We start from the raw sequence: 26,096 nt of genomic DNA, 5'->3' as shown, positions 1-26,096 counted from the left end.
ATAGCCCCCGGTAAGCTCGCTTTTCGTGCATACGAACGGTCGCCGCAAGCTGGGCGTGATGGGCGGCACCTTCGACCCCATCCACCACGGGCACCTGGTCGCGGCCAGTGAGGTCCAGTACCGGTTCGACCTGGACGAAGTGATCTTCGTACCGACCGGTCAGCCCTGGCAGAAGGGCGATCGGCCGGTCAGCCCGGCCGAGGACCGGTACCTTATGACGGTCATCGCCACCGCGTCCAACCCCCGCTTCTCGGTCAGCCGGGTCGACGTGGACCGCGGCAAGGAGACCTACACCGTCGACACCCTGCGCGACCTGGCAGAACAGCATCCGGACGCGGACCTGTACTTCATCACCGGAGCGGACGCGCTGGCCAGCATCCTGACGTGGCAGGATTGGTCGGAACTGTTCGAGCTGGCGAAATTCGTCGGCGTGAGCCGTCCGGGGTACGAATTGAACATCGACCATCTCGCCGATCATCTCCGCGATTACCCGGAGGACACGGTCACGATGATCGAGATCCCGGCCCTGGCCATCTCGTCGAGCGAATGCCGGCGACGGGCGGGGGAGGGCCGGCCGGTCTGGTACCTCGTCCCGGACGGGGTCGTCCAATACATATCGAAACGGCACCTGTACGTGCCGCACGACAGTGCATTGTGAGAGTGCGCAGGGAAGAGGTAGCAGGGTGACAGCATCGGCAGAAGCGGTTCGGATGGCGACGGTGGCCGCACTGGCCGCCGACGAGAAGCTGGCCGTCGACGTGGTCGTGCTGGATGTCTCCGAGCAACTGGTCATCACCGACTGCTTCGTCATCGCGTCCGCGCCCAACGAGCGCCAGGTCAACGCGATCGTCGACAATATCGAGGACAAGCTGCGCGAGGCCGGATACAAGCCGGTGCGCCGCGAGGGCACCCGCGAAGGGCGCTGGGCGCTGCTGGATTACGTCGAGATCGTGGTGCACGTCCAGCATGAGGACGAGCGCGACTTCTACGGCCTGGAGCGGCTCTGGAAGGACTGCCCGACGGTGCCTGTCGAGGGCATCGGTGATCCGCGCGCCACGACCGAGGAAGACAAGGCTGGGGACGACGAGTGAGCAAGATGGCCGGCGTACGCCGGTTGATTCTGCTGCGGCACGGGCAGACCGAATGGAACGCCAGCGACCGCATGCAGGGCCAGATCGACACCGAACTGAGTGACATCGGCAGACGCCAGGCCAAGGACTGCGCGCCAGACCTGGCGACCAGCGACCTGATCGCGATCGTCTCCTCCGATCTGAGGAGGGCCCACGACACCGCACTCGCCCTCGCCGAGTGCGCGGCCATGCCGGTCGTCACCGACACTCGCCTGCGCGAGACCCACCTCGGTGACTGGGAGGGCATGGACCACCTCCAGGTCGACGCCGAGTACCCGGGCGCGCGCAAGGCGTGGCGGCTCGACGCCAACTTCACCCCGCCCGGCGGCGAATCCAAGCTCCAGGTGGGCGCCCGGGCGCTGCCGGTGGTACAGGAACTGTTCGCCGCGCGGGAGGATTGGCCCGGCCGTACCATTGTGCTGGTGGCGCACGGCGGGCTCATCGCGGCGCTGACCGCGGCCCTGCTCGAACTGCCCGCCGCGAACTGGCCGGTCCTGGGCGGCCTGGCCAATACCAGCTGGGTGCAGCTGACCAGCCACGGTCCCAGCATCGACAGACCCGGCTGGCGCCTGGATGTGTGGAACGCGGTCGCGAAGGTAGCCCCTGATGTCCTCTGAGACTTCGAACCCCCAATCGGCGCAGGACCGTTCGTCCGAGCGCAAGGTGCTGGTGGTCGTGGCGGACTCGCTGTCGTACTTCGGCCCGAAGGGCGGGCTGCCCGCCGACCATCCCGGTATTTGGCCCAATCTCGTTGCGGCCGAGCTGGACTGGGACGTCGAACTGGTGGCGCGTATCGGCTGGACCTGCCGGGACGCGTACTGGGCGCTGATCGGCGACCCGCGCATCTGGGCCGCCGTGCCGCGCGCGGGCGCCGTCGTGTTCGCGACCGGCGGCATGGACTCGCTGCCCTCGCCGCTGCCGACCGCGCTGCGGGAGCTGATCCGCTATGTGCGACCGGCTTCCGTACGCCGCCGGGTGCGCGATGCCTACAACTGGGTGCAACCCAAGCTGTCCCCGCTGGGATGGCCGGTGGCGCTGCCGCCCGCGGTGAGTGTGGACTACCTGGAGCAGTCGCGGCACTCGTTGGCGCAGCTGCGCCCAGAGCTGCCGTTCGTGGCGGTGCTGCCGTCGGTGCACAGGTGCGAGGCCTACGCCGAGGTGCACACCGGGCGTGAACCCATGGTGCGGGCCGTGTCGGCCTGGGCAGCGGAGCATTCGGTACCGCTGGTGGATCTCGGGGAAGCCGTGCGCGACAACGTGTTCAACGGCCCCGCCAACCCAGACGGCATCCACTGGGGCTGGGAGGGCCACAGCGCGGTCGCGCGGGCCATGGTGAAGGTGCTGACCGAGGCGACGGCTGATGAGGTACGCACTGCATGACCGTGGTGGTGGTGACCGACTCATCGGCCAGTCTGCCGGCCGGCCTCGCGGCCGATCTCGGTGTGCTGGCCGTCCCGCTGCATGTGCTGGTCGACGATCGCGAGATACGGGAGGGAATCGACGAGTGCGAGATCGACTACGGCTCCTCCCAGGTCACCACGTCCGCCGCCTCGCCGGGTGATCTGCGGGCCGTCTATGAGCGGGCGCTGGAGCTGTCCGACGGGGATGGCGTTGTGGCAGTGCACATTTCGCGGCAGCTGTCGGGCACCTGGGAGGCCGGGCGGCAGGCGGTGCGGGACATGGACGCAGCCGATCGGATCCGGCTGGTGGATTCGCTCAGCGCCGGTCTGGGCACCGGGCTGCCGGTGCTGGCAGCGGCCCGACGGGCGCGGTCGGGGGGGTCGCTCGATGTCGTATACGACTCCGCAGTGGCGGCGGCCAGCCGCGGGCGCGCGTTCATCGTCGTCAATCGGACCGAACAGCTGCGCCGTGGCGGCCGATTGAGCACGGCCGCCGCGTTCTTCGGCACCGAGCTGGTCACCAAACCGATCCTCCAGATCGTGGAGGGACGCCTGGAACTGCGCGAGAAGGCCCGCACCCGCTCCAAGGCCTTCACCAAACTCGTTGCCGCAGCGGTGGATGCGGCTGGGGAGGACGGGGCGGCCATCGCCGTCCAGCACCTCGGGGCCGAGGAGGCCGCCAACACCATCGCCGGTCAGCTGCAGGATCTGATCCCCGGCATCCGGGAGGTCGTCATCGCCGAATTCGGGCCCACCCTGGGTGTGCATCTGGGTTTGGGCGCGGTCGGCGCGCTGGTGGTTCCGGGCGGCTGCGGCTAGCGGAAACGGAGTTGTCCACAACAGGATTCGCTATCCACAGGCCAAGCGAAAGCCCAGGTCGCGCGAGCGGATCCGACTGTCGTGGCTCCTATCGTGAGCCACATGCCACGACTCGACGAACGCACCCCACTGCACCGCCTCGACGCCCGCGCGGATACCGAATCGCGGCACGGCTCAGCCGAATTCGGATCGGGCAGCTCGCACCCCGGCCGCTGGGATGAGGAGTCCCTCGACCATCTGGTAGACCCGGATCGACCCGGCACTGACCGCGAGCACGCCGGATCCACCACGCCCGACTGGCTGATCGAGCCCTGCGGGAGCATGTCCCTCTGGCACGAACGCCTGGTCCCCGAACGTTTCCGCGGCACTCGCTGGGATCCCGGTCCGCGCGGCGTCCTCGTCATAGCCGCCCTCGGCGTCCTCGCCATCCTCGTCGCGGGCTACGTCTCCCTGCGCGAAAAGCCGGTCTCCCAACCGGTCCCGCCCATCGCCTCCCTCAGCGAAACCGCACCTGTCGACCAGGAATCGCCCTCACCCCAGGCCGCGGTCGCCCCCACCGCAACGGCCGTACCGACCGGCGCTGCCACCCCGAGCGAACTGGTTGTGAGTGTCGTGGGCCTCGTCGAGCACGGCGGCCTCCGCCGCTTCCCGCTCGGAGCGCGTGTGGCCGATGCCCTGCGCGCCGCGGCCCCGCGTCCCGACGCCGACCTCTCCGCCCTCAACCTCGCCCAGCCCCTCACCGACGGCGACCAGATCGTCATCGGTCGCCCGGCACCCCGCCCCACCACCCAGCTGGTCGGCACCACGATCGTGAATTCCGCCCACCCCGCGGCAGATTCACCGTCGCCCTCCGGCATTCCCCGCCCGCCCTCCACTCCCGCCAAAGTGAACCTCAATACAGCCACCGAATCCGACCTCGATGGCCTGCCCGGCATCGGCCCCGTCACCGCCAGGGCGATCCTCACCTGGCGCGGCAGCCACGGCCGCTTCACCTCCATTGACCAGCTCACCGAAATACAGGGCATAGGCCACTCCCGCCTCATCCGCCTCCGCGACCGGGTGACGGTATGACCGCCGCCGACACCGACGTGAAGGATCGTGGGCCGGCCGAGATCCCGGATGTATTGGATGCTCGGTTGGTGCCCGCGGCCGTGTCCTGCTGGGGTGCGACGGTTTCGGCGCTGGTGGTGGGTTGGCAGGCCGGGGTGGGAGTCGCGGCAGGGTGCGGGTTGGCGGGGGTGTGCGTGTGGGCGTTGGCGATCCGAAGTGCGCGGGAGGGGCGGCGGAGCGGGGTGACATGGGTTGTGCTGGGCGCCTTGCTGATCGGAGCAGGGTTCGCGGTGGCGGGGGCCTGGCATGCGCACGGGGTGCAGACCCATCCGTTGCGGGCGGTGCGTGCCGGTCAGCGACTGGTCGCCGTGGTGCAGTTGACCGATGATCCCAAGCGGGTGTCTACCGGGCCATTCGGCGGGCCGAAGGTGATGATGCGCGCCGCGCTGGTCGAATACCGTTTGGGCGGGCGGGTTGTTCACTCCGGCGGGGCGGTGACGGTGATGGCGCCGACGGTCGGGTGGCGAACGCTGCTGCCGGGTCAGCGGGTGGAATTCGGTGCCCGCGTGGCGCGTCCGTGGCGAGCGGATCTGACGGTGGCCGTGTTGCGAGCCGAAGCGGCACCGACCTCGGTGAGCGAACCCCCCTGGTGGCAACGCATGGCGGGGCGGGTGCGCGGCGACTTCGCGACGTCCGCCCACCGCGCGCTGTCCGACGATGCGGCGGGCCTGCTCCCCGGCCTGGTCATCGGCGACACCTCGACCCTCACCGAGCATGTCGAGGAGAACTTCCGTGAAACGGATTTGACGCACTTAACGGCTGTCAGCGGTGCGAATATCTCGATTCTGCTAGGGGCGATTCTGGTTTCGATGCGCGCCCTCACCGTGGATCCACGCGTCGGTGCGGCGGCCGCGGGCGCGGCACTGGTCATGTTCGTGATCCTGGCCCGCCCGTCACCCAGCGTGCTACGCGCCGCCGTCATGGGAGCCGTTGCGCTGCTGGCCTTGTGCACCGGCCGACGCAAGCAGGCCCTACCCGCGCTGTGCGCGGCGGTCATCGGATTGCTCGCCTGGTCCCCGGGTCTCGCGGTGGACGCTGGTTTCGCTCTCTCGGTGCTGGCCACCGCGGGCCTGATCGTCATCGCCCCGGGCTGGGCGGATTGGCTTCGCGCACATGGCTGGTGGCGCATCCCGGCCGATTCCTTCGCCGTGGCCGCCGCAGCCTTCGTCGTCACCACACCGTTGGTCATCGCCCTGACCGGCCACCTGAGCCTGGTGGCAATCGTGGTGAACATGCTGATCGAGCCGGTGATCGCACCGATCACCATCCTCGGCGCGCTGGGCGCGCTGCTCGCCTGCGTCTGGTCACCGCTCGCCACGGCGGTCATGCATTGCACCGCCCCGCCGCTGTGGTGGCTGCTGACCGTCTCGGATCGGGCGGCCGCGCTCGGAGCGTCGGTCTCGCTACCCACCGGGCTGCGCTCGGGACTGGTGATCGCGGTTCTGTGCGCACTGGTTCTGATCGCGACCAGAGGGCGCTCAGGAACTCGTTGACGGCGTCGCGAAATGGTGGGGTCGTCGGCGTAGCGGAAGTGGTCGGTCTCGCGTTCGACCATGTGGGTGGCGGGGTAGCGGGTGCGCATGGCCTCGGCCATTGCGCGGGGGACGGCGCCACGGGTCGCACAGGTGTGTTGACCGGGTGCGGGGTGCGGGGGTTGTCGGGGCGGACTCGTAGGATCGGGGCGTGAACCAGCGACCTGCGCCCCTGCATCTTGTGCTCGGTGAAGAGGAACTGCTGATCGAGCGGGCTGTCGCGGGAATTACCGCGCAGGCCCGGGCCACGACCGCGGATGCCGATGCGCTGCCGGTGGATCGGCTGCGGGCGGGAGACGCCAGCACGGCGGAACTGGCCGAGCTGCTGAGTCCTTCGCTGTTCGCGGAGGATCGGGTGATCGTGCTGGAGTCGGCGGCCGAGGCGGGGAAGGACGCGGTAGCGGTGATCCAGGACGCCGCGTCGTCGCCGCCGGAGGGCGTGGTGCTCGTCGTGCTGCACAGCGGCGGTGGGCGTGCCAAGGCGCTCGCGTCGGCCTTGCAGAAGCTCGGCGCCGTGGTGCACAACTGCGCGAAGCTGACCAAGGCCGGCGAACGGGTCGAGTTCGTACGCAACGAGTTTCGCGCCGCCAATGTGCGGGTGCCGGCGGACGTGGTGCAGGCCATCATCGAGGCCGTCGGCTCGGATCTGCGTGAACTCGCCGCCGCCACTTCACAGTTGGCGGCCGATACCGGCGGCAAGGTGGATCTCGCGGCGGTGCGGCGGTACTACTCGGGCAAGGCCGAGGTGACCGGCTTCGATGTTGCGGATCTCGCCGTATCGGGGGATCGGCCGGCCGCCATGGAGGCGCTGCGCTGGGCCATCGATCGCGGTGTCCCAGCGGTGCTGCTCGCGGACGCGCTCGCGGATTCGGTGCACACCATCGCCCGCGTCGGCTCGGCCGGGCGCGGCGACCCGTTCAAGATGGCGGGCGATCTGGGCATGCCGCCGTGGAAGGTGAAGAAGGCCCAGGGCCAGGCGCGCGGCTGGACCGGTGCGTCCATCGGGGCGGCACTGCAGGTCGTCGCCGCGCTCAACGCCGATGTCAAGGGTCAGGCGGCCGACGCGGATTACGCACTGGAGCGCGCACTCTCGCGCATTCTGGAGCTGCGCGAGAGTGCCTCGTAGCCGAAGGCCCACGGGCGCTGGCGGAGATTACTCCGGCTTCCAGGTGACCTTGCCGCCCTGGAAATTCTGGGCCTTGCCGCCCTCGTAGTCGTACTCGTCGCTGGTCGGGTAGCCGTAGCGGCCGTTCTCCGCGCCATTGCGCACCCACTCGTCACGGATCGAGCCCCACACGATGTGGGTTCCGGTTTTCTGGGTGGAGTAGATGGCCCCGCCTTCGAACAGCTGCTCATGGGTCGTGGAGCTGTTGGTTTTGTTCTCATCGGCGATGGGGAAGCCCAGCGGGCTGCTCTCCCAGCCGACCGAGGAGTACTTGTCGCGGATCACGCCGCTGATCACGTGGGTGCCCGAACCCACGGACCAGTAGATCGAGCCACCCTGGAAGTGCTGGAAGCGGCCGGGTTTCGAGGTATCGCCCTCGTCGACGACGGGGTACTTCAGCGAGCCGGACTCCGCGCCGATACCGCGCCACTTGTCGCGAATCGACCCGCCGATGGCGTGTGCGTCGGTGGCCGCGGTCCAGTAGATGGAGACGTTGTTGACGAAGTCCTGCTTCTTACCGCCGCCCGCCGCGTCGGTCTCAGGGGTGGTGGGATCGCCGAAGAAGTCCGGCCCGCCCGCGCGGTCGTACTCGGCCTCGATCGCCCCACCCACCTCGAACGGGCCGATGGGACGGGCTGCCGCGACGCCCATTCCGGCGGTCAGCGCGACCGCGGCCACGCTGACGGCCAGCGTGCCCCGGGTCCAGGACGAACGGTTGTCACGATGCAGCGATGCCAAGAGAACTCTCCCAGTGCAGGTTTCCAATAGCCCCCGACGGCTCGCAGCCATCCTGCTTCGTTCGGCCCGGGTCGGCAAGTGTGTCGGTCGTAACGGACGGGCGTGTCGGTCGAACGGACGGACGACTGGTGTGGGAAACAGTCACGGTAACTCGTCGGATACAGCCGAAATAGTTTCGGCACTCAACCACCGGTGCACGTGCACGACAGTCAGCGGCGCCCGAGCCGGACGCTGAAGTCGCGGGGACGGGTACGACAAAAACCGCCGTGGTCATCGTGGCCACGGCGGCTGTGCGAAAGCATGATGTCCGGTAGGAACCGGGCAGAATCAGCCGAGCTTGTTGAAAGCCAGCGACAGGGCCGACTTCTTGTTGGCGGCCTGGTTGGCGTGGATGACGCCCTTCGAGGCGGCCTTGTCCAGGCTACGGCTGGCGGACTGCATGAGCTCGAGCGCCTTGTCCTTCTCGCCCGCCGCGGCGGCCTCGCGGAACTTACGAATCGAGGTGCGCAGCGCGGACTTGACCGACTGGTTGCGCTGGCGCGCAAGCTCGTTGGTGCGGATCCGCTTCATCTGGGACTTGATGTTGGCCACGCCGGTTTCCTCGTGTTCCTTCGCTTGGTGGTGTATGCGGGATGCAAAGTCTTCGGGCGCGCACTACGAGAGGGGTAGTTGCAGCACCGACCGTCGAGGCTACCAGGCGACGCACCGAGGAACGAAATCGGCCCCGGCCGACACGTGGCCGAAATCAGAAATCCATCCTGGTCCGACTGCGTGTCGTTCCTGCATGATGGACCATTTTCGCACGACCGGCACCTTCGCGTCTGCCGGGATCGAGCACGGGTGTCGATCCCGTTCGACTACACCTCGGTGAACCCGCCCCCGCAGCCCGGCCGTCGCCGGACGGCGCACCCGCGCAGCTGTGGGTGTACCTCATGTACCCGCTGATCGGCGGGATTCTCCGGACCCTCGTCTACGGAATGCTTACGCCGGTCGCGGGCGAGCTGTCCGGTTCAGTGCCAGTGGTATTCGGCGCACAGTCGATGCGCCACCCTGTCGAAGGTCTTGCGTGCGAGGATCGCGCCCTCACGGCGGATGCCCATCTCGGGTACGTCGAGGACTCGATCCAGCCGCACCCAGCTGTCCCGCTCGGCGCTGTCCCACGGGCCCGAGCCGATGCCCACCCAGTTGTCATGGTGGGCGTGTTCGGAGTTCGAGGACAGCATGAGCCCGAGCAGCGTGTCGCCCTCACGTCCGACCACCAGCACCGGGCGGTCCTTGCCGTTATCCGGGTCCTCCTCGTAGGGCACCCAGGTCCACACGATCTCGCCGGGATCGGCACGCCCGTCCACCTGCGGGCTGTAGACGATGCGGCGCGCACGTTCCTCGGACGGCACCCCCGCCGACGACGTCGGGCGGACATTCACGCCCGGACCCTTGCGCGGCGTCCCCACCGCCTTCAGCGCGCGGTCCAGCATCGTCGACTGCCGCACCCGCCCGATCAACTTCGGGGCCTGCTGCGTGACGAGCTGGGTCCCCTGCACCTTGGCAACGATCCCCAACTGCTTCCCCAGAGCGTTCCACCTGCCGGCCATGTCCGGCAGCCTAACGGCGGATTGCGGGATTCTCATCCGCACCGGATCAGCTTGCCGCAGAACGCAGTGCACCTGCGTGTTCGCGGCGCGTCTCGATTCTGGGCTGATGGAGTGGGGGGAGTGAAGCGGAGGAGGGGAGGAGGGAGGAATCGTGACGTGGGGGTCGCGAGCGGGTCGGGGCGGAGGCCGAGAACTGCCGCAGAACGCAGTGCACCTGCGTGTTCGCGGCCGTCTCGATTCTGGACTGACGGAGCGGGGGAGTGAAGCGGAGGAGCGGAGGAGGGAAGAATCGAGACCTCGGGGCCGCGAATGCGCCGGAGCGGAGCGGAGGCCAAGAACAGAGCACCGTAGACTTTCTGGTTGACATGCCGCTGTTTCGCCATGCCGAGGAGTGACTCCGATTAGCAGCTTCGCCGACAAGACGTTCACCGATCCCAGCCGGATCAGGAACTTCTGCATCATCGCGCACATCGACCACGGGAAATCGACCCTGGCCGACCGCATGCTGCAACTCACCGGAGTGGTCGAGGAGCGGGCTATGCGCGCTCAGTACCTGGACCGCATGGATATCGAGCGTGAGCGCGGGATCACCATCAAGGCGCAGAACGTGCGGCTGCCATGGCAGGTCGACGGGCAGGACTATGTCCTGCATCTGATCGACACCCCCGGCCACGTCGACTTCACCTATGAGGTGTCGCGCGCGCTGGAAGCCTGTGAGGGCGCGGTGCTGCTGGTCGACGCGGCGCAGGGCATCGAGGCGCAGACACTGGCGAACCTGTACCTGGCGCTCGAGAAGGACCTGACCATCATTCCGGTCCTCAACAAGATCGACCTGCCGGCCGCCGACCCGGATCGCTACGCCGCCGAGATCGCGCACATCGTGGGCTGCGAGCCGGAGGACGTGCTGCGGGTGTCCGGCAAGACCGGCGTCGGTGTGCCCGAGCTGCTGAACAAGGTGATCGCCGAGGTGCCGGCACCGGTCGGAGATCCGGACGCGCCGGCCCGCGCGCTCATCTTCGACTCGGTCTACGACACCTACCGCGGCGTCGTCACCTACGTGCGTGTGGTGGACGGCAAGCTCACCCCGCGTCAGAAGATCAAGATGATGTCCACCGGCGCGCAGCACGAACTGCTCGAAATCGGCATCGTCTCACCGGAGCCCAAGCCGACCGCCGGCCTCGGCGTCGGCGAGGTGGGCTACCTCATCACCGGTGTGAAGGACGTGCGCCAGTCGAAGGTCGGTGACACCGTCACCACCGCCCGCGACGGCGCGACCGAGGCCCTGGCCGGATATCAGGATCCGCGTCCGATGGTGTACTCCGGTCTCTACCCGGTCGACGGCTCCGACTATCCGGACCTGCGTGACGCCTTGGACAAGCTCCAGCTCAACGACGCCGCGCTCACCTATGTGCCGGAAACCTCTGTGGCCCTGGGCTTCGGCTTCCGCTGCGGCTTCCTCGGCCTGCTGCACATGGAGATCACCCGCGAGCGCCTGCAGCGCGAATTCGGACTCGACCTCATCTCCACCGCGCCCAACGTGATCTACCGCGTGGTCATGGAGGACGGCACCGAGCATGTCGTCACCAACCCGTCGTTCTGGCCCGAAGGCAAGGTGCGGGAGATCTACGAACCGATCACCAAGTGCACGGTGATCGCGCCGAGCGAATTCATCGGCACCATCATGGAACTGTGCCAGTCCCGGCGCGGCGAGCTGCTGGGCATGGACTACTTGTCCGAGACCCGTGTGGAGATGCGGTACACGCTGCCCATGGCGGAGATCATCTTCGACTTCTTCGACTCGCTGAAGTCGCGCACCCGCGGCTACGCCTCGCTGGACTACGAGGAGGCCGGCGAGCAGCGGGCCGACCTGGTCAAGGTGGACATCCTGCTGCAGGGCGAGGCGGTGGACGCGTTCTCGGCCATCGTGCACAGGGACGCCGCCCAGGCCTACGGGCACAAGATGACCACCAAACTGCGCGAGCTCATTCCCCGGCAGCAGTTCGAGGTACCCATCCAGGCAGCCATCGGCTCGAAGATCATTGCGCGCGAGAACATTCGGGCCATCCGCAAGGACGTGCTGGCCAAGTGCTACGGCGGTGACATCAGCCGTAAGCGCAAGCTGCTCGAGAAGCAGAAGGAAGGCAAGAAGCGCATGAAGACGATCGGACGCGTCGACGTGCCACAGGAGGCCTTCGTGGCCGCGCTCTCCACGGATTCCGCCTCGGACAAGAAGAAGTAGGCGCGACGCCGGCTCTCGGAACTCCTGTGCCCGCCCCCTTCGGGATCCGGGCACGGTCCCGGCGGTGAGGTAAGGGGCCGGGTGTCCGGGCTCTGCCCGGCAGCGGGCATCGTTGTGGCACTCCCGGTCGGCCGGTCAGGCGCAAGGTTGGATATGCACCCGGAAAATGGGGCTTCCGTAGCGATATGCCGGGTGACAAGCTATGTGACGCACCGCTGTGCACACTGCCTCCAACCAGGTGGATGTGACAGACCCGGTTCTCCGGAAATAGGGTGTGAAACGAGTTCGGTTCGGCGGTCCGCGCAGCGGGTCGCCGAAGCCCTGAGAGCGGAGCCCAGATGACACGCGATCTGCCCTTCGACGACGCTGCCGGTACCGGTGACAACGGCGGAGACGCCGCCTACCGCATTGCCAACGGAGTCGCCCGCGTAGCCAGGGCAGGCGCGTACGTCACCGGCGGCGCGCTCATCGCGGCCGGCGGCAATCGCGGCGGCACCCCGGCCATCAATCACGACAGCAAGAACGTGGGCTGGTCAGAGGTCGAGGATCCGCAGCCGAATGTGCCCAGTCCCACCATCACCTTCCCGGACCTGACGGCCGATTCGGTGCAGCCGCACCACGGCCCCGCGGCCGCGCCGGTGAACGCGCCCTTCGGTCCGCTCGGCGACTACCAGCACGGCACCGACGCCGGAATGTTTCCCTCGCTGGACGCGATTCCGTCCAACGATCCGGCGATGTCCGGCTTCCACGGGCTCGGCCTGCCCGACACCGACACCGGTGCGGCGGGAATACCGGTCTACGGCCCGCGGCCGGGCTGGGGCCTGCCGCTCGAGAGCAACGATGACCAGCAGTCGGAATCGGCTCCGGCCCAGGCGCAGCCGCATCTGCCGACGCTCGATCAGCAACAGCCCGGATTCCTGCCGGGCCTGGGCGGCTTCAAGCTGCCCGACGCGATGCACCTGCCCGGCATGGACGGCAGCGGGTTCCACCCCGGCGCAGCCTTCAACCCGAGTGCCGCGCTCGAGCCCGGCGCTCACCCCGGTGCCGCGGACCACACCGGCGGGGCGTTCGACGGCATCGGCGCGACGGCCGGTCAGAGCGGGCCGGGCGTGTTCGTCGGCACCGACTGGGCCGTGGATGCGCACGTCGGACTGGACGGCGTGTGGTTCCACTCGAATATGAAGGTCGATGTGGGCGTCGGCACGGTCGGACACCAGCTGGATGCCTACAGCCAGCAGCTGGGACAGGGGATTTCGCACATTCCCGCCAACACCACGCTGCCCAATGGCGGCGCCACGCCCACCGCCCCGGGGACGCCCGCGTCGAATACGAGCCAGCCCGCGAATCAGCCGGGGTCGGCGATTCCGGCGGGGGTGAATGCTCTTCCGGGACAGGGTGTGTCCGAGTCGCCCTCCGGCCCGATGTCCGGTTCCACTGTGCCGGGCACGACGTCGCCGGTCGCGGCGACCGGTGCGCCGCTGGGCGCGTCGGGTGTGCCGGGTGCGGCCGCGCCGTCGAACCCTATCTCGCTCACCACGATTCCGGCCGCCCCGTCGGCTCCGGTCGCGCCCGCCTCGGTTTCGCCGGTCGCCGCGCCTGTGGTGCCCGCGCCCACGGCCCCGGTCTCGGTCGCGCCGGTGGCGGTCGCCCAACCGGTCGCGGTGACACCGTTGCAGACCACCATTCAGCCCGATGCCGCCAATCAGCCGATCGCGAATCTGCTGTCCACGCACGGCGGTCCGTCGCCGCTGACCGCGCCCGCGGCCGTGGCGCCCGCGCTGTTCGATCACGGGCGTCAACCGGTGCTGGCCGATGGCGGACCGTCGGAGCCCGGGCATCCGGCGACGCTGGTCGACAAGCCGGTGGCTCCCACCGCCCCGTCGACCACCGCGCCGAACGTCAGCGTGCCGGTCAAGACCGATCCGGTTCCGGTGCTCACCACCGTGCCGCCGATTCCGACCACCAAGATCCCGGGTCTGGACCCCGATCTCACCAAGGGCGGCAGCACGCCGGTGACCACCGCGCCCGCCACCGCGCCGGTGACCTCCGGCGGTGACACCGATCTCACCACCAAGCCGCAGAAGCCCGTGGACGACTCCGGCACTCACGGCAGCACGCCGACCGTGACCGTCCCGACCGACGATCCCGCGCCGACGCATCAGCCGACCGTGAGCAACCCGCCGCACCCGACCGTGCCGACGGCTCAGCCGACGGTGCCGACGGTGCCGACGGTGCCGGATCATGGTTCGCAGCCCAGTGTTTCGGTTGCGCCCGCGCCGACTGTCGCCCCGGTCCCGACCATGCAGCAGCCGATCACCACGCCGCCGCACATCGACCCGCCGGTGAAACCCATAGCGGACCAGTTCGATTCGGGTAACCACGCGCTGCCGATCGCCGACGACGCGGGTCTGCACTCGCTGTTGTCGGTGCACGACAGTGGTCTGCTGGTGCATGACGCCGGACTGTTCTCCGGCCTCGGCGCCGATGCCCTGTACGCCGATGCCCACTCCTCGGTGCAGGGTCCGGGCGATCACATGCTGCTGCTGTGAGCGTGCCCGGTCATCAGGTTGCGGTGAAGAATCCCGATGCACTGGGTCCGCTGGTCGCGCTGCTCGACCAGCTGCTCGAACTGACCCATGCCTCCGGTCGGCTCGATCTGGCCGGGCGACTGGGTATCGCCCGGGCGCGCCTGGCCGACCCGCGGGTGCGGCTGGTCGTGGTGGGCGAATCCAAGAGCGGTATGAGCACGCTGGTGAACAGCCTGGTCGGGGCCGCGGTGAGCGCCACCGAGAGCCAGGCCAGCGTGCCGGTGATCGCCGAGTACGGTCCGCAGGCCAGCGCCACCCTGGTGAAGGCGGGCCCGGGCGGCACCGCCCAGCGCACCGCCGTGGATCCTCAGCGGGTCCTGTCCGAGCTCGACGGTGACGTCATCCGCGCCGAGTTCACCCAGCCCAGCGCGTTGCTGGCGGAGGGCTTCGTGGTGCTGGACGCGCCCGGCTCGCCCACCGAGACACCGGCGACCTGGTCGCTGATCGCCGCCGCGGACGCGGTGCTGTACGTCGCCGATGCGCGGGCTCCGTTCACCCCGGCGCAGATCGAACAGCTGCAACGCATTGCGCAGGTGTGCCCGACGATCGTCTGCGTGCTCAACAAGATCGACCAGTATTCGCAGTGGCCGCAGGTGCAGCAGCATGACCGGCAGCTGCTCGACGACGTCGGGCTAGCCTTCGCGGTGGCCCCGGCCTCGGCGCGGCTGCATGAGCGCGCGACCGCCGCCGGAGACCGACAGCTGGATCTGGAATCCGGTGTGCCGCAACTGCTCGACCACCTGCGCTCGTATGTGCTGGGTCGCGCGGACGCCGTCGCCGTGGAGGCCGCGGTGCGCGATATTCGGCTCATCACCGACCACCTGTCGCTGGCCCTGCGCAGCGAGGCCGAGACGCTGCGCGATCCGCGCCGGCTGACCGTCATCACCGAGCAACTGCGCCGCACCCGCGAGGAGGCCGAGCAACTGCGCCAGCGGTCCGCCAACTGGCAGGTCACCCTGGCCGACGGCGCGGGCGAGCTGATGGCCGACACCGAACACGATCTGCGGCACCGGCTGCGCAGCCTGATCCGTGACGCCGAGGCCGACATCATGAAGGGTGATCCGGCCAAACGCTGGGCGGACTTCGGCGCGGACCTGGACGCCCAGATCTGTGAGGCGGTGGAGGAGAACTTCGTCATCGCCCACTACCGGTCGGTGGAGTTGGCCGAGCAGGTGGCCGCGAAGTTCCCCGACAGCGGGATCCCCACCCCGGACCTCAAGCTGGACAACCCTGGCGATGTCGGCGCGGTGCTGGAACCCGTTGCCGCACTGGACAAGCTGGACAGCGCCAAGCACGGCGTCACCCAGCAGGTGCTGACCGCCCTGCGCGGCTCCTACGGCGGCCTGCTCATGGTCGGCCTGATCACCAGCCTGCTGCACATGTCGCTGGTGAACTGGTATTCCGGCGGCGCGGCCGTGCTGCTGGGCGTGAACGCGCTGTGGGACGACCGCAAGGCACGCCGCCAGCGTCGCCAGGCGGAGGCCAAGATGGCGGTGGCCCGGCTCATGGACGATGTGATCTTCCAGGTCAGCAAGGAGTCCCGCTACCGGCTGCGCGCGGTGCAGCGCAGTCTGCGCGACCACTTCACCGAGATCGCCACGGCCACACTGCGTTCGGTGGACGCCTCGCTGCGCGCCGCGGAGGAGGCGGCCACCGTGCACTCGGGTGCGGGGCGGGAGGCGCGGCTCACCGAGATCGAACGGTCGCTGGTCCGATTGCGCGATATCCGCGAGCACGCCGACACCATCGGCGAGAACCCGGCCTACTGAGGCGAGAGCCCTTGGCGCCGAACGGATTCGGCCGCGTGAGCCGCCGAATCCGTTGCCCCGGTTCTCTGCTCAGCGTCCGGGGTGCGCCGGATGGAACTGGCCCGCGTGATGGGATTCCTCCGCCCGGATCACGTGCATGACCGCGTTGATCAGCGCCAGGTGGGTGAACGCCTGCGGGAAGTTGCCCAGGTGCCGTCCGGTCCGCGAGTCGATCTCCTCGGCGTACAGCTTGAGCGGGCTGGCATAGCCGAGCAGCCGCTCACACAGCTGCCGGGCGCGTTGCAGCTCACCGATTTCCACGAGCGCCGACACCAGCCAGAACGAGCAGATGGTGAACGAACCCTCTTCGCCGGACAGGCCGTCGTCGGTGGTCTCGGTGCGGTAGCGCAGCACCAGGCCGTTGTCGGTGAGGTCGTCGGCGATGGCCAGCACGGTGGCGCGCACCCGGTGATCGGTGGGCGGGAGGAAGCGGGTCAGCAGCACCAGCAACAGTGAGGCATCCAGGGTGTCGCTGCCGTAGCTCTGGGTGAACACGCCCTCGGAGTTGACGCCGTTGTCGAGGATGTCGGCGCGGATCTCGTCGGCGATGTCATGCCACTTCTTGGCGTAATCGAATTCCCCGTGCAACTCGGCCAGTTTCGCGCCGCGGTCCAACGCCACCCAGCACATGACCTTCGAGGAGGTGAAGTGCTGCGGCTCGCCGCGCACTTCCCAGATGCCGCGATCCGGTTCGCGCCAGTTCTCGATTGCCGCTTGCACCTGCCGCTCGAGCATGGGCCACAGGGTTTCCGGCACCTGCTGACGCGATTTCACGTGCAGGTAAACGGAATCCAGGATGGTGCCCCAGATGTCGTGCTGGTTCTGGTTGTAGGCGGCATTGCCGATGCGGACCGGCCGCGCGCCGTCGTAGCCGGACAGATGGGGGAGTTCCGACTCGGTGATCTGGCGTTCGCCGCCGATGCCGTAGAGCACCTGCAGTGACACGGGTTTGCCATCCTCGTCGGTGGTGACATCGTGCAGGAAGGCGAAGAAGTCGTCGGCCTCCCGGTCCAGGCCGAGGGTGTACAGGCCCCAGAGGGCGAAGGTGGAATCGCGCACCCAGGTGTAGCGGTAGTCCCAGTTGCGTTCGCCGCCAGGGGTTTCCGGCAGCGAGGTGGTGGCGGCGGCCAGCAGCGCCCCGGTGGGCGCGTAGGTGAGGCCTTTGAGCGTCAGCGCGCTGCGCAGGAGGTAGCTACGCCACGGGTGATCGGGGAATCGCCCCAATGTGATCCACTGCCGCCAGCACTCGATGGTCTGCCACATCTTCTCGGCCGCCTCGGCGAAGGTGCGCGGTGGTGGCAGCTCCGACCAGGACAGGGCCACGAACACCTCGTCGCCCTCCTTCATGCGGGTGCGGGCGCGGGCCTCCCGGCCCTCCAGGCCCAGTCGCAGATCGGTGGTCAGCGTCAGGGTCGGGCAGCCCTCGATATCGCAGGTGGCACTGGCCCTTTCGTACACATCGCCGCTGTAGTGCCAGTTGGCCGGCCCGCGGTGGTAGTCGAAGGCGGGTTCGCAGCTCATCTCCAGCTCGACCACGCCGTTCACGCATTTCACGGTGCGCAGCAGTATGTGTTCGGCATCCCAGTCCATGGGCGTGCGCCTGTGACTGCGGCTGCGGGACCTGTTGTTGTGCCACGGACCCAGCACCAGCGCGTCGCGCACGATGAGCCAGCCGGTCTCGGTCTGCCAGGTGGTCTCCACGATCAGCCCGCCCGGCAGGTACCGGCGCGCGGCCGGCACCTTGCGGCCGTAGGGGCCGATGCGGAAGTGGCCGGCGCTGCGGTCCAGCATGGCCCCGAAGATGCTCGGGGAGTCCGGCCGCGGGATGCACATCCACTCGACCGAGCCATTGCGGGCGATGAGGCAGTTGGTCTCACAGTCGGACAGGAAGGCGTAGTCGTCGATGGGGGGAAACACGGACTGATGCATCATGCCGGTCGCCGTGGGCAGGAAGCTGTCGGACAGGGCGGGATCCCCGGGGGAGAGCGGGTCCCTCTGGGCCTTCACCTCGGGCGGATCGTTGTAATCGGCGGCGGGATCGACACCGATCTCACTGCCGAGCGGGCGGTCGGCGGATTCCGGTTCGTCGTACGCATCCATACCAAACATGATCTGCCCGTCACGTCTCCCACCGCCACCCCTCGACCGAGGCCTGTCGGCCGCTCCGCATATTCCGCGGCCCGAATCGTCCACCACCTGATACGCGGCCTAGGCTGGGGTCGTGCATGCGATTGCAGGATGGTGGGACGGCGTCGAACTGTGGGTGGCCGGCCTGCCCTTCGTTCCCCAGTTCGCGGTGGTGCTGGCCGCCATGGTGCCGGTCTGCTTGGCCATCGCCTACGGGCTCGACCGGACGCTGCGGCTGGTGCTGCGCGTTCTCGGCCGGGATCGGATCGCCGCCCAGGAGGCCGCGGTCCCCGCCACGCCGCCGCGTCGCATGCGGAAGGAAGCCGCCTGAGATGCCGCGCTCTCGCGTCCAGCTTGCCCTGATCGCACTCCTTGTTCTCGTAGTCGTCGCCTGGTTGTTCACTCGCTGAGTGAGTTTCGGTACCGCTCGGGCGAATTCTCGGCGTACTGTGCAGACCCATGTCAACCGATGAAGGTCTGGAACTGGTGTTGTCCGAAGAGGACTTCGAGGACGAGCCCCGTCTGATCGCCACCCACTACTGCGGCCCCGACGAGGCCATCGACATGGTGAAGGCGGCCCAGCTGCTGGGCCTGGGCGTGCGCCTCACCAACCGCATCCGCCCCGATGAGGAGGATGCCGAGACCGCCACCGAGGAGTGGATCCTCGACATCCTCGAAACCCCGCCCGTGGTCGAGGGCGACGAGTAATCCCGCGGGTTATCGTCGAAACGACGAGGGCGTCCGGGGGCCGCTGTCCCCGGATCCCATTCCAATGAGGCGGGGCCTGGTCCCGAATCTCGTCCGGGGGACCGGGATCAGGTCAATCATCGGATCCCCGGATCCGTTTGCCGAGCTTCGACAGCGTTTCGCTGACTTCCTGACCCACCGTGCCGACCGCGGCTCCGACATCGCGGCCGAGGTTGCGCACGGTGCGGATCAGGGGGTCTTCGGACTGGTCGAAGTTCTCGCGGTAGGACCGGGCGGCGTGTTTGATCTCCTCGCTGATGCGGGCGTCCTTGTCCTGATGCCGGCGCGGGTACTGACCGTCGAGGATGCGGTCGTAGTCACCGCTGGCGATCCAGCGTCGCAGTTCCGCGGCCCGCAATACCGAGAACGGGTGGCTGGCCAGCTCCAGGTTCAGCAGTTTGAGCACGCCGTCGCGCAGGTCGCCCGCGCGGTCGTAGTCGTCGGCCTGGGCGAGGAAGGCGGCGTGGCTCATCTCGTCGACGCGGGAGCCGCCCGCCAGCTTCATGTGCACCCGCACCGAGGCTTCGACGTCCTGGCCGACCAGCAGACCCGCGCGGTCGCCGGACAGTTCGGACTTGCGGCTCCACTCCATCAGCGCCGCCACGATCGCGCGTAAAGCCCAGCCGCCTACCGGCATCCAGCCGATATTGGCGGCCAGCCGCATCAGGTGCATGAGCATGGTCCGGTAGACAGCGTGCCCGGACAGCGCGTGCCCGAGCTCATGGCCGACCACGAAGCGCAGCTCCTCATGATCGAGCAGATCCAGCAGCCCCGTGGTCAGCACGATGAAGGGCCGGTCCATGCCGATGGTGAAGGCATTGGCGCCGGGAGACTGCAGGACGAACATCTCCGGAGTCGTCTTCGCATCGAGGATCCGCACCGCGTCCTCGCGCAGGTGGTGAATGTTCTTGAACTGCCGCTCGTCCACCCGTACGGCTGTCGCCAGGTACATGAGCCGGTGCTGCCGTTCCTGCAGCAGCCCCGACAACGTCCGCAGCAGCGTGTCGAACCCGCTGAGTTGCCGCAGACCGACCAGCGCGGTGCGGTCGGCGGGATGCTCCCAGGCGCGAGTGGAGATGTCGGGAAACTCCCGGCGCAGACGAGCGGGTGTGGTCATCATTCCCCCGTGTGGTGTCAGCAGGCGACGCGGCATCGGGCCGCTCGATACAGTCTGCCGTGTTCCGCCCAGGGTTGCGCTCGAGGTGATTTCAACCCCGTTCGAGATTCGCGGCGTGAGGTGCCGCTCTGCTAAAGTCGCGGCGTGTCGTCGAGCGTTGTGCCCCGGGTCCGCCATGAATTGGCGTTGATCGCTGTGGGCTGCCTCGCGGTCGCCGACATTCACTGTCGCTGACGGCCGATCGGGCACTGCTGCACGTCTGAGTAGACTTGGCGCGCGCATTTCTTCGCAGTTCGTGTTCGTCCCCCGGCGGCCTTCGGGCCGGAGCGCCACCGTCGCGGAATCCCGACGGGTCTACGGCAGTACGTTCATTCCCGCCGGTCGACGTCGAACCGGCGGGTCGCCCGAAAGGTCCACGCCGATGTCGCGCAATATTCGTGTCTCTCGCCGATCTACCTTCGCCGTCGCTCTCACCGCGGTCGCGGCCACCGTGCTCACCGCCTGCGGCGGCGGCGCGAGCGACGCCAAGGACAGTGGCCCGGCATCCGGGGGCGGCGGCAATATCAACCTGTATGCCTACTCGGTGGCGAAGGCCGCCTACGACAAGGTGATTCCGGTCTTCAACAAGACCGATGCGGGCAAGGGCACTCAGTTCCAGGCGTCCTACGGCCCCTCGGGTGATCAGTCCCGCAAGGTCAAGGACGGCGCCGAGGCCGATGTGGTGAGCTTCTCCGTCGAGCCCGACATCACCCGCCTGGTGGACTCCGGTCAGATCGACGCGGGCTGGAACGCGGATGCCAATAAGGGTGTTCCGTTCGGTTCGGTGGTGGCCATCGCGGTCCGCAAGGGCAATCCGAAGGGCATCAAGAACTGGGACGACCTGCTCAGGCCGGGCATCGAAGTGGTCACCCCCAACCCGTTCAGCTCGGGCTCGGCCAAGTGGAATCTGCTGGCTCCGTATGCCGCCAAGAGCGAGGGCGGCAAGAACCCGCAGGTCGGTCTGGACTACCTGAGCCAGTTGCTGAGCCACGTGCACGTGCAGCCGAAATCGGGCCGTGAGGCCACCGACGCCTTCCTGCAGGGCACCGGTGACGTGCTCATCAGCTACGAGAACGAGGCCATCTTCTCCGAGACCAAGGGCGATCCGATCGAGCACATCGTGCCCGACACCACCTTCCGGATCGACAACCCGGTGGCGGTGCTGAAAAACGCCAAGAACCTGAAGCAGGCCATCGCTTTCCGCGATTTCCTCTACACCAAGGACGCGCAGCAGGCGTTCGCCGAGGCCGGTTTCCGTCCGGTCGATCCGCAGGTGCGCGCCGACCACGCCAAGAACTTCCCGACCCCGCAGAAGCTGTACACCATCGACGAGCTGGGCGGCTGGAAGGCCGTGGACAAGGAGCTGTTCACGCCGAACACCGGCTCCGTGGCCCAGCTCTACGACAAGGCCACCAAATAGCCGGGTGACCTGCGGCACAAGTGATACTCGAAACCGTGAGCGACAGCACCTCGAACGCCGGGATCGATCATGATCCCGGCGTTTCGGCAGACGACAACGCGCGCCGATCGGCCGGTCCGGGCCGGGTCCGGTCCTGGCTGAAGGTGACCGGGTCGGTCGGCCCGATCGGCATCGGCACCTCCGTGCTCTGGCTCAGCATCATCGTGCTGCTACCGCTGGCCGCGCTGACCGCCAAATCCTTCGAAAACGGCTGGTCCGGCTTCTGGGAGGCGGTCACCGCGCCGTCCGCCCTGGACGCGCTGCGGGTGACCATCACGGTGTCCGTCATCGTGACGCTGATCAATGTGGTGATGGGCACCCTGGTGGCCTGGGTGCTGGTGCGAGACGAGTTTCCCGGCAAGGGGTTCGTGAACGCGCTCATCGATCTGCCCTTCGCCTTGCCCACCATTGTGGCCAGCATTGTGCTGCTGGCGCTGTACGGGCCGCAGTCGCCGTTCGACATCCACCTCAACGCGACCCAGCCGGGTCTGGTGGTGGCGCTGGCGTTCGTGACGCTGCCGTTCGTGGTTCGGTCGGTACAGCCGGTGCTCATCGAGGCCGACAAGGATGTGGAGCAGGCGGCCGCGTCGCTGGGCGCCGACAACTGGACCACCTTCCGGACCATCATCCTGCCGACGCTGGCCCCCGCCATCGTGAGCGGTTCGGGCCTGGCGTTCGCCCGCGCCATCGGCGAGTACGGCTCGGTGGTGCTGATCGGCGGCAATATCCCGAAGAAGACCCAGATGGCCTCGCAGTACATCCAGCAGCAGATCGAGGTGGACAGGCCGGTCAATGCCGCCGCGGTGTCGGTGGCGCTGCTGGCCATCTCGTTCCTCACCCTGTTCGTGCTGCGGGTCACCTCCGATCGGCTGGCGCGCCGGGAACGGGAGTCCTGATGAAACTCGGTTCCTGGACGAGGATTTCGCTGCGCACGGTGGCCCTGGCGTACATCTTCGCGCTGTTACTGGTGCCGCTGGGCATCATTCTGTGGCGTACCTTCGAGCACGGGTTCGTCGCGTTCTACAACTCGATCTCCACGCCCGCGGCGATCTCGGCGTTCAATCTGACGCTGTTGATCGTCGCGATCGTGGTGCCCGTGAATGTGATCTTCGGTGTGATCATCGCGATCGCGCTGGTGCGCGGAAAGTTCCCCGGCCGCAATCTCTTACAGGGCCTGGTCGATCTGCCGATGGCCATCTCGCCGGTCGTGGTGGGTGTCTCGCTGATTCTGCTGTGGGGCGCGAACGGCTGGCTCGGCGGGCTGGACAGCCACGGGTTGAAGATCATCTTCAATCTGCCGGGCATGGTGATCGCCACCATCTTCGTGACGCTGCCGTTCGTGGTGCGTGAGGTGGAGCCGGTGCTGCACGAGATCGGCGACGATCAGGAGCAGGCCGCGGCCACCCTGGGCGCATCGGGCTGGCAGACCTTCTGGCGTATCACGCTGCCGGCCATCCGCTGGGGTCTGACCTACGGCATCGTGCTGACCGTGGCCCGCGCGCTCGGTGAATTCGGTGCGGTGATCATGGTTTCCACCGGTCTGCCCGGAAAGTCACAGACGCTCACACTGCTGGTGAACGGGCGATATGTGAACGATCACAACACCTTCGGCGCCTACTGCGCGGCGACCCTGCTCATGGGCATCGCCCTCGTCGTTCTTCTGCTCATGACCCTTCTCGAACGCAAGCGGGACACTGCCAAATGATCACCGTGACCAATGCGAACAAGCGGTACGGCACGTTCGCCGCTCTCGACGATGTCAGCATCGACATTCCCTCGGGTGAGCTGACCGCGCTGCTCGGTCCGTCCGGTTCGGGCAAGTCGACGCTGCTGCGTTCGATCGCGGGACTGGAGACACTCGACAACGGCGTCGTCACCATCGCGGGCCGCGACGTCACCAATGTCTCGCCGCAGAAACGTGATATCGGTTTCGTCTTCCAGCACTACGCGGCATTCAAGCACATGACCGTGCGCGACAATGTGGCCTTCGGGCTCAAGATCCGCAAGCGGCCCAAGGGCGAGATCAAGAAGAAGGTCGACGACCTGCTCGAGATCGTCGGTCTGGACGGCTTCCAGCACCGGTATCCGGCGCAGCTGTCGGGTGGCCAGCGTCAGCGCATGGCGCTGGCCCGTGCGCTGGCGGTGGACCCGCAGGTACTGCTGCTCGACGAGCCGTTCGGAGCGCTCGACGCGAAAGTTCGTGCGGACCTGCGCACCTGGCTGCGGCGGCTGCACGAGGAGGTGCACGTCACCACCGTGCTGGTCACCCACGACCAGGAGGAGGCGCTGGACGTGGCCGACCGCATCGCGGTCATGAACAAGGGCCGCATCGAACAGGTCGGCAGCCCGGAGGACGTGTACGACCGGCCCGCCAACGAATTCGTCATGTCGTTTCTCGGCGCGGTGGCCAAGCTGAACGGGCATCTGGTGCGGCCGCACGATATTCGCGTCGGCCGGGACCCGAGCATGGCGTTGGCCGCCCACGAGGGCACCGCGGAATCCGCCGGTGTCACCCGCGCGACGGTGGAGCGCGTCGTGCACCTGGGCTTCGAGGTGCGCGTGGAGCTGCGCAATGCCGCGACCGGCGATCTGTTCACCGCGCAGGTGACCCGCGGCGACGCCGAGGCGCTGCGCCTGGCCGAGGGCGAGACCGTGTACGCCCGCGCCACCCGAATCCCGGAGCTCCCTGTCTCGTAAGTTCGTCCCGTTTAAGCGATTTCGGCGAGAACTCACGACACGCCCAGATCATTCGCCGATTGGCGAGTCGCTCCGACGCATGTACGCCGGGCCTCGCGCTGCCGTAGCGTGAGGCCCGCTGTGCCTTGTGGGTCCAGAGGGGAAGATCGGACGTGACGAGTGCGGGTGGAAAACGGGTCGGGATCATCGGGGCGGGGATCGCGGGGCTGGTCACCGCGAAGGTCCTGCGGGATGACGGATTCGAGGTGGTCGTCTTCGACAAGGAGGCCGCGGCAGGTGGCGTGTGGATCGAGGCGCGGACCTATCCGGGGTTGCGTACCAACAACTCCCGCGACACCTACGCGTACTCTGACCATCCGTATCCGGAGTCGGCCGATGTGTTCCCGACCGCGGGGCAGGTGCGGGAGTATCTCGCCTCGTACGTGGAGCGGTTCGGATTGGCGGCGCTGCTGCGGCTTTCCACCGAGGTGACCCGGGTGTCGGAGGCGGACAACGGGTTCGACTTGCGGGTCTGCGGCCCCGAGGGGATCGAGGACCTACGGTTCGACTTCGTCGTGGTGTGCGCGGGTGTGTTCTCCACACCACGACTCCCGATCATCGACGGCGGCACCGAGTTCGGGGGGAGGCTGCTGCATTCCAGCCGGGCCACCGACCCCGCGCTGTTCACGGGGCGGCGGGTGGTGGTGGTCGGGGCCGGGAAGTCGGCGCTGGACTGCGCCGCCTGGGCGGGCGAGCACGCGCGCGAATGCACGCTGGTGTTCCGCAGGGCCCATCCCATGCTGCCGCGGTTCCTGCCGGGCGGCACGCCGTCGGATCGGATCATCCTGAACCGCTTCACCGAATCCTTCTTCCGGTATCACCGGCAGAGCCGGATCGAGCGGTTCCTGCACGGGCCCGGACGGAAGTTGACCGAACGGTATTGGCGGGCGGTCTCGGCCTCTATGCGATTCGCACTGCGGTCACCCAAGGTCATGGTTCCCGACGCGCCGCTGCCCGCGGGGATCGAGAGTCTCGGTGTCAGCGACGAGTTCTTCCGAATGGCCCGGCGCGGGCGGATCGCCCTGCGGCGGGACAGCATCACGGCCTTCCCCGGGGGAACCACGATCGAACTGGCCGGTGGCGACAGGCTCGACGCCGATATCGTCGTCTTCGCCACCGGTTGGCGACAGGAGCTGGAATTCCTCGCGCCGGAACTGGAGAAGACCGTCCGGGGCGACGGCCGGTTCCAGCTCTACCGCCACATCCTGCCGCCGACGCTGCCGCGGCTCGGGTTCATCGGGTACGGCTCCTCGGACGCCTGCCAGCTCAGCGCGGAGATCTCCGCGCACTGGCTGTCCCAGCATTTCCTGGGCGAACTCGACCTGCCGGGCGTCGACGATATGCACAGTGAGATAGCCCGTGTCGGAGCGTGGCTGGGCGAGGTCATGCCCGCGCGGTCGGAGGGCTACTACCTCGGCCCGTACCTGATACACCACATCGACGAGCTGATGAGCGATATGGGTCTGCCCGTCCGGCGAACCGACAACTTCGTCTCCGAATACTTCGACACCCTGTCGCCCGGCCGCTATGCCGACCTTACCGAGGAGCGTCTGCAGGTCCGGGCGCGCGCGTCGCGCCGTCGCCGCTATGTGAGCGCCGGTCGGTCCCTGAGCGGAGTCGCGGCGTTCACCATGGCCTATGCCTGCTACCGGAGGCTTCGCGGTCGGTCAGCGTAGTTTCGCTGCTGATTCTCAGCGCAGCGTGCGGTGTTGGCCGCCGAGGCCAGGATGGCCCGCGCAGCGTCTCGGCG

24 protein-coding genes are annotated in these 26,096 nt (G+C 68.1%); 19 read left to right on the top strand and 5 right to left on the bottom strand.

What is annotated here, in order from left to right:
• Positions 1-25: 25 nt before the first annotated feature.
• The 8 genes from nadD (at position 26) to holA (ending at position 7,117) form a co-directional block, all read left to right on the top strand.
• Positions 26-658 carry a nicotinate-nucleotide adenylyltransferase gene (nadD, locus tag GLP40_RS10375; protein ID WP_328289965.1) on the top strand — a complete coding sequence of 211 codons (633 nt, stop codon included), beginning with the start codon at positions 26-28 and terminating at the stop codon, positions 656-658.
• A 25-nt stretch (positions 659-683) separates the two neighbouring features.
• A complete protein-coding gene (gene rsfS, locus GLP40_RS10370; RefSeq protein WP_328289964.1) occupies positions 684-1,091 on the top strand; it encodes a ribosome silencing factor in 408 nt (135 codons plus the stop codon).
• A 5-nt stretch (positions 1,092-1,096) separates the two neighbouring features.
• Positions 1,097-1,747: a histidine phosphatase family protein gene (locus GLP40_RS10365; protein ID WP_154787805.1), complete on the top strand. Its 651-nt coding sequence runs from the start codon at positions 1,097-1,099 to the stop codon at positions 1,745-1,747.
• Positions 1,737-2,510 (top strand): diglucosylglycerate octanoyltransferase, encoded by a 774-nt coding sequence (octT, locus tag GLP40_RS10360; RefSeq protein WP_154787605.1) that lies wholly within the window; start codon positions 1,737-1,739, stop codon positions 2,508-2,510. Before GLP40_RS10365 ends, octT begins: the two co-directional genes overlap by 11 nt.
• Positions 2,507-3,349, top strand: coding sequence for a DegV family protein (locus GLP40_RS10355; RefSeq protein ID WP_154787604.1), 843 nt, complete (start codon positions 2,507-2,509; stop codon positions 3,347-3,349). Before octT ends, GLP40_RS10355 begins: the two co-directional genes overlap by 4 nt.
• A gap of 102 nt (positions 3,350-3,451) precedes the next feature.
• Complete coding sequence (locus GLP40_RS10350) at positions 3,452-4,420, top strand: ComEA family DNA-binding protein (RefSeq protein ID WP_196054605.1); 969 nt, start codon at positions 3,452-3,454, stop codon at positions 4,418-4,420.
• Positions 4,417-5,952, top strand: a complete 1,536-nt coding sequence (locus GLP40_RS10345) for a ComEC/Rec2 family competence protein (protein WP_154787603.1) — start codon at positions 4,417-4,419, stop codon at positions 5,950-5,952. The genes GLP40_RS10350 and GLP40_RS10345 overlap by 4 nt, the downstream gene beginning before the upstream one ends.
• Before the next feature lie 190 nt (positions 5,953-6,142).
• On the top strand, positions 6,143-7,117 hold the full coding sequence (holA, locus tag GLP40_RS10340) for a DNA polymerase III subunit delta (protein WP_328289963.1): 975 nt from the start codon (positions 6,143-6,145) through the stop codon (positions 7,115-7,117).
• A gap of 27 nt (positions 7,118-7,144) precedes the next feature.
• On the opposite strand, the gene GLP40_RS10335 is transcribed toward holA, so the two are convergent.
• The 3 genes from GLP40_RS10335 to GLP40_RS10325 form a co-directional block, all read right to left on the bottom strand.
• The gene (locus tag GLP40_RS10335) at positions 7,145-7,894 is read right to left on the bottom strand and encodes an LGFP repeat-containing protein (RefSeq protein ID WP_230329421.1); all 750 of its coding nucleotides are present in this window, start codon (positions 7,892-7,894) and stop codon (positions 7,145-7,147) included.
• Between the two features lie 327 nt (positions 7,895-8,221).
• Entirely contained in the window at positions 8,222-8,485 is a 264-nt protein-coding gene (gene rpsT, locus GLP40_RS10330) for a 30S ribosomal protein S20 (RefSeq protein ID WP_328289962.1), read from the bottom strand.
• A 419-nt stretch (positions 8,486-8,904) separates the two neighbouring features.
• Entirely contained in the window at positions 8,905-9,486 is a 582-nt protein-coding gene (locus GLP40_RS10325) for a type II toxin-antitoxin system PemK/MazF family toxin (protein WP_154787601.1), read from the bottom strand.
• A gap of 391 nt (positions 9,487-9,877) precedes the next feature.
• On the opposite strand from GLP40_RS10325, the gene lepA reads away from it, so the two are divergent.
• From lepA to GLP40_RS10310, 3 genes are all read left to right on the top strand, one after another.
• The gene (gene lepA, locus GLP40_RS10320) at positions 9,878-11,725 is read left to right on the top strand and encodes a translation elongation factor 4 (RefSeq protein WP_328289961.1); all 1,848 of its coding nucleotides are present in this window, start codon (positions 9,878-9,880) and stop codon (positions 11,723-11,725) included.
• A gap of 338 nt (positions 11,726-12,063) precedes the next feature.
• The gene (locus GLP40_RS10315; RefSeq protein ID WP_154787600.1) at positions 12,064-14,274 is read left to right on the top strand and encodes a hypothetical protein; all 2,211 of its coding nucleotides are present in this window, start codon (positions 12,064-12,066) and stop codon (positions 14,272-14,274) included.
• Entirely contained in the window at positions 14,271-16,082 is a 1,812-nt protein-coding gene (locus GLP40_RS10310) for a P-loop NTPase family protein (protein ID WP_328289960.1), read from the top strand. The genes GLP40_RS10315 and GLP40_RS10310 overlap by 4 nt, the downstream gene beginning before the upstream one ends.
• A 69-nt stretch (positions 16,083-16,151) precedes the next feature.
• Here the strand turns inward: GLP40_RS10310 and GLP40_RS10305 are convergent, their stop codons facing one another.
• Positions 16,152-18,221: a glycoside hydrolase family 15 protein gene (locus GLP40_RS10305; RefSeq protein WP_407671564.1), complete on the bottom strand. Its 2,070-nt coding sequence runs from the start codon at positions 18,219-18,221 to the stop codon at positions 16,152-16,154.
• Positions 18,222-18,342: 121 nt separating this feature from the next.
• Between GLP40_RS10305 and GLP40_RS10300 the strand changes: the two genes are divergently transcribed.
• Positions 18,343-18,579 (top strand): hypothetical protein, encoded by a 237-nt coding sequence (locus GLP40_RS10300; protein WP_328289959.1) that lies wholly within the window; start codon positions 18,343-18,345, stop codon positions 18,577-18,579.
• Between the two features lie 128 nt (positions 18,580-18,707).
• The gene (locus GLP40_RS10295; RefSeq protein ID WP_154787599.1) at positions 18,708-18,956 is read left to right on the top strand and encodes a hypothetical protein; all 249 of its coding nucleotides are present in this window, start codon (positions 18,708-18,710) and stop codon (positions 18,954-18,956) included.
• A 112-nt stretch (positions 18,957-19,068) separates the two neighbouring features.
• Here the strand turns inward: GLP40_RS10295 and GLP40_RS10290 are convergent, their stop codons facing one another.
• Positions 19,069-20,115: a M48 family metallopeptidase gene (locus GLP40_RS10290; protein WP_154787797.1), complete on the bottom strand. Its 1,047-nt coding sequence runs from the start codon at positions 20,113-20,115 to the stop codon at positions 19,069-19,071.
• Positions 20,116-20,256: 141 nt separating this feature from the next.
• On the opposite strand from GLP40_RS10290, the gene GLP40_RS34780 reads away from it, so the two are divergent.
• The 6 genes from GLP40_RS34780 to GLP40_RS10265 all read left to right on the top strand — a co-directional run bounded on the left by GLP40_RS34780 (position 20,257) and on the right by GLP40_RS10265 (position 26,022).
• Entirely contained in the window at positions 20,257-20,346 is a 90-nt protein-coding gene (locus GLP40_RS34780) for an Ms4533A family Cys-rich leader peptide (protein ID WP_328289958.1), read from the top strand.
• Positions 20,347-20,533: 187 nt separating this feature from the next.
• The gene (locus GLP40_RS10285; protein WP_154787598.1) at positions 20,534-21,571 is read left to right on the top strand and encodes a sulfate ABC transporter substrate-binding protein; all 1,038 of its coding nucleotides are present in this window, start codon (positions 20,534-20,536) and stop codon (positions 21,569-21,571) included.
• Between the two features lie 137 nt (positions 21,572-21,708).
• The gene (cysT, locus tag GLP40_RS10280; protein WP_154787796.1) at positions 21,709-22,506 is read left to right on the top strand and encodes a sulfate ABC transporter permease subunit CysT; all 798 of its coding nucleotides are present in this window, start codon (positions 21,709-21,711) and stop codon (positions 22,504-22,506) included.
• Positions 22,506-23,315, top strand: coding sequence for a sulfate ABC transporter permease subunit CysW (gene cysW, locus GLP40_RS10275; protein WP_154787597.1), 810 nt, complete (start codon positions 22,506-22,508; stop codon positions 23,313-23,315). The genes cysT and cysW overlap by 1 nt, the downstream gene beginning before the upstream one ends.
• Positions 23,312-24,307 carry a sulfate/molybdate ABC transporter ATP-binding protein gene (locus GLP40_RS10270; RefSeq protein WP_154787596.1) on the top strand — a complete coding sequence of 332 codons (996 nt, stop codon included), beginning with the start codon at positions 23,312-23,314 and terminating at the stop codon, positions 24,305-24,307. The genes cysW and GLP40_RS10270 overlap by 4 nt, the downstream gene beginning before the upstream one ends.
• A gap of 152 nt (positions 24,308-24,459) precedes the next feature.
• Positions 24,460-26,022, top strand: a complete 1,563-nt coding sequence (locus GLP40_RS10265; RefSeq protein ID WP_196054604.1) for a flavin-containing monooxygenase — start codon at positions 24,460-24,462, stop codon at positions 26,020-26,022.
• Positions 26,023-26,096: the final 74 nt, after the last annotated feature.

It is taken from the genome of Nocardia aurantiaca (assembly GCF_009708175.1).
GTDB lineage: Bacteria > Actinomycetota > Actinomycetes > Mycobacteriales > Mycobacteriaceae > Nocardia > Nocardia aurantiaca.
This window is presented reverse-complemented; position numbering and strand designations above follow the sequence as displayed.

Bases quoted from the DNA above. Each gene is read 5' to 3' on its own strand.
- GLP40_RS10325 (WP_154787601.1), bottom strand. From the start codon at position 9,486: ATGGCCGGCAGGTGGAACGCTCTGGGGAAGCAGTTGGGGATCGTTGCC.
- GLP40_RS10315 (WP_154787600.1), top strand. From the start codon at position 12,064: ATGACACGCGATCTGCCCTTCGACGACGCTGCCGGTACCGGTGACAAC.
- GLP40_RS10350 (WP_196054605.1), top strand. From the start codon at position 3,452: ATGCCACGACTCGACGAACGCACCCCACTGCACCGCCTCGACGCCCGC.
- GLP40_RS10355 (WP_154787604.1), top strand. From the start codon at position 2,507: ATGACCGTGGTGGTGGTGACCGACTCATCGGCCAGTCTGCCGGCCGGC.
- GLP40_RS10345 (WP_154787603.1), top strand. From the start codon at position 4,417: ATGACCGCCGCCGACACCGACGTGAAGGATCGTGGGCCGGCCGAGATC.
- GLP40_RS10285 (WP_154787598.1), top strand. From the start codon at position 20,534: ATGTCGCGCAATATTCGTGTCTCTCGCCGATCTACCTTCGCCGTCGCT.
- GLP40_RS10365 (WP_154787805.1), top strand. From the start codon at position 1,097: ATGGCCGGCGTACGCCGGTTGATTCTGCTGCGGCACGGGCAGACCGAA.
- GLP40_RS10270 (WP_154787596.1), top strand. From the start codon at position 23,312: ATGATCACCGTGACCAATGCGAACAAGCGGTACGGCACGTTCGCCGCT.
- GLP40_RS10290 (WP_154787797.1), bottom strand. From the start codon at position 20,115: ATGATGACCACACCCGCTCGTCTGCGCCGGGAGTTTCCCGACATCTCC.
- octT (WP_154787605.1), top strand. From the start codon at position 1,737: ATGTCCTCTGAGACTTCGAACCCCCAATCGGCGCAGGACCGTTCGTCC.
- GLP40_RS10305 (WP_407671564.1), bottom strand. From the start codon at position 18,221: ATGGATGCGTACGACGAACCGGAATCCGCCGACCGCCCGCTCGGCAGT.
- cysW (WP_154787597.1), top strand. From the start codon at position 22,506: ATGAAACTCGGTTCCTGGACGAGGATTTCGCTGCGCACGGTGGCCCTG.
- GLP40_RS10295 (WP_154787599.1), top strand. From the start codon at position 18,708: ATGTCAACCGATGAAGGTCTGGAACTGGTGTTGTCCGAAGAGGACTTC.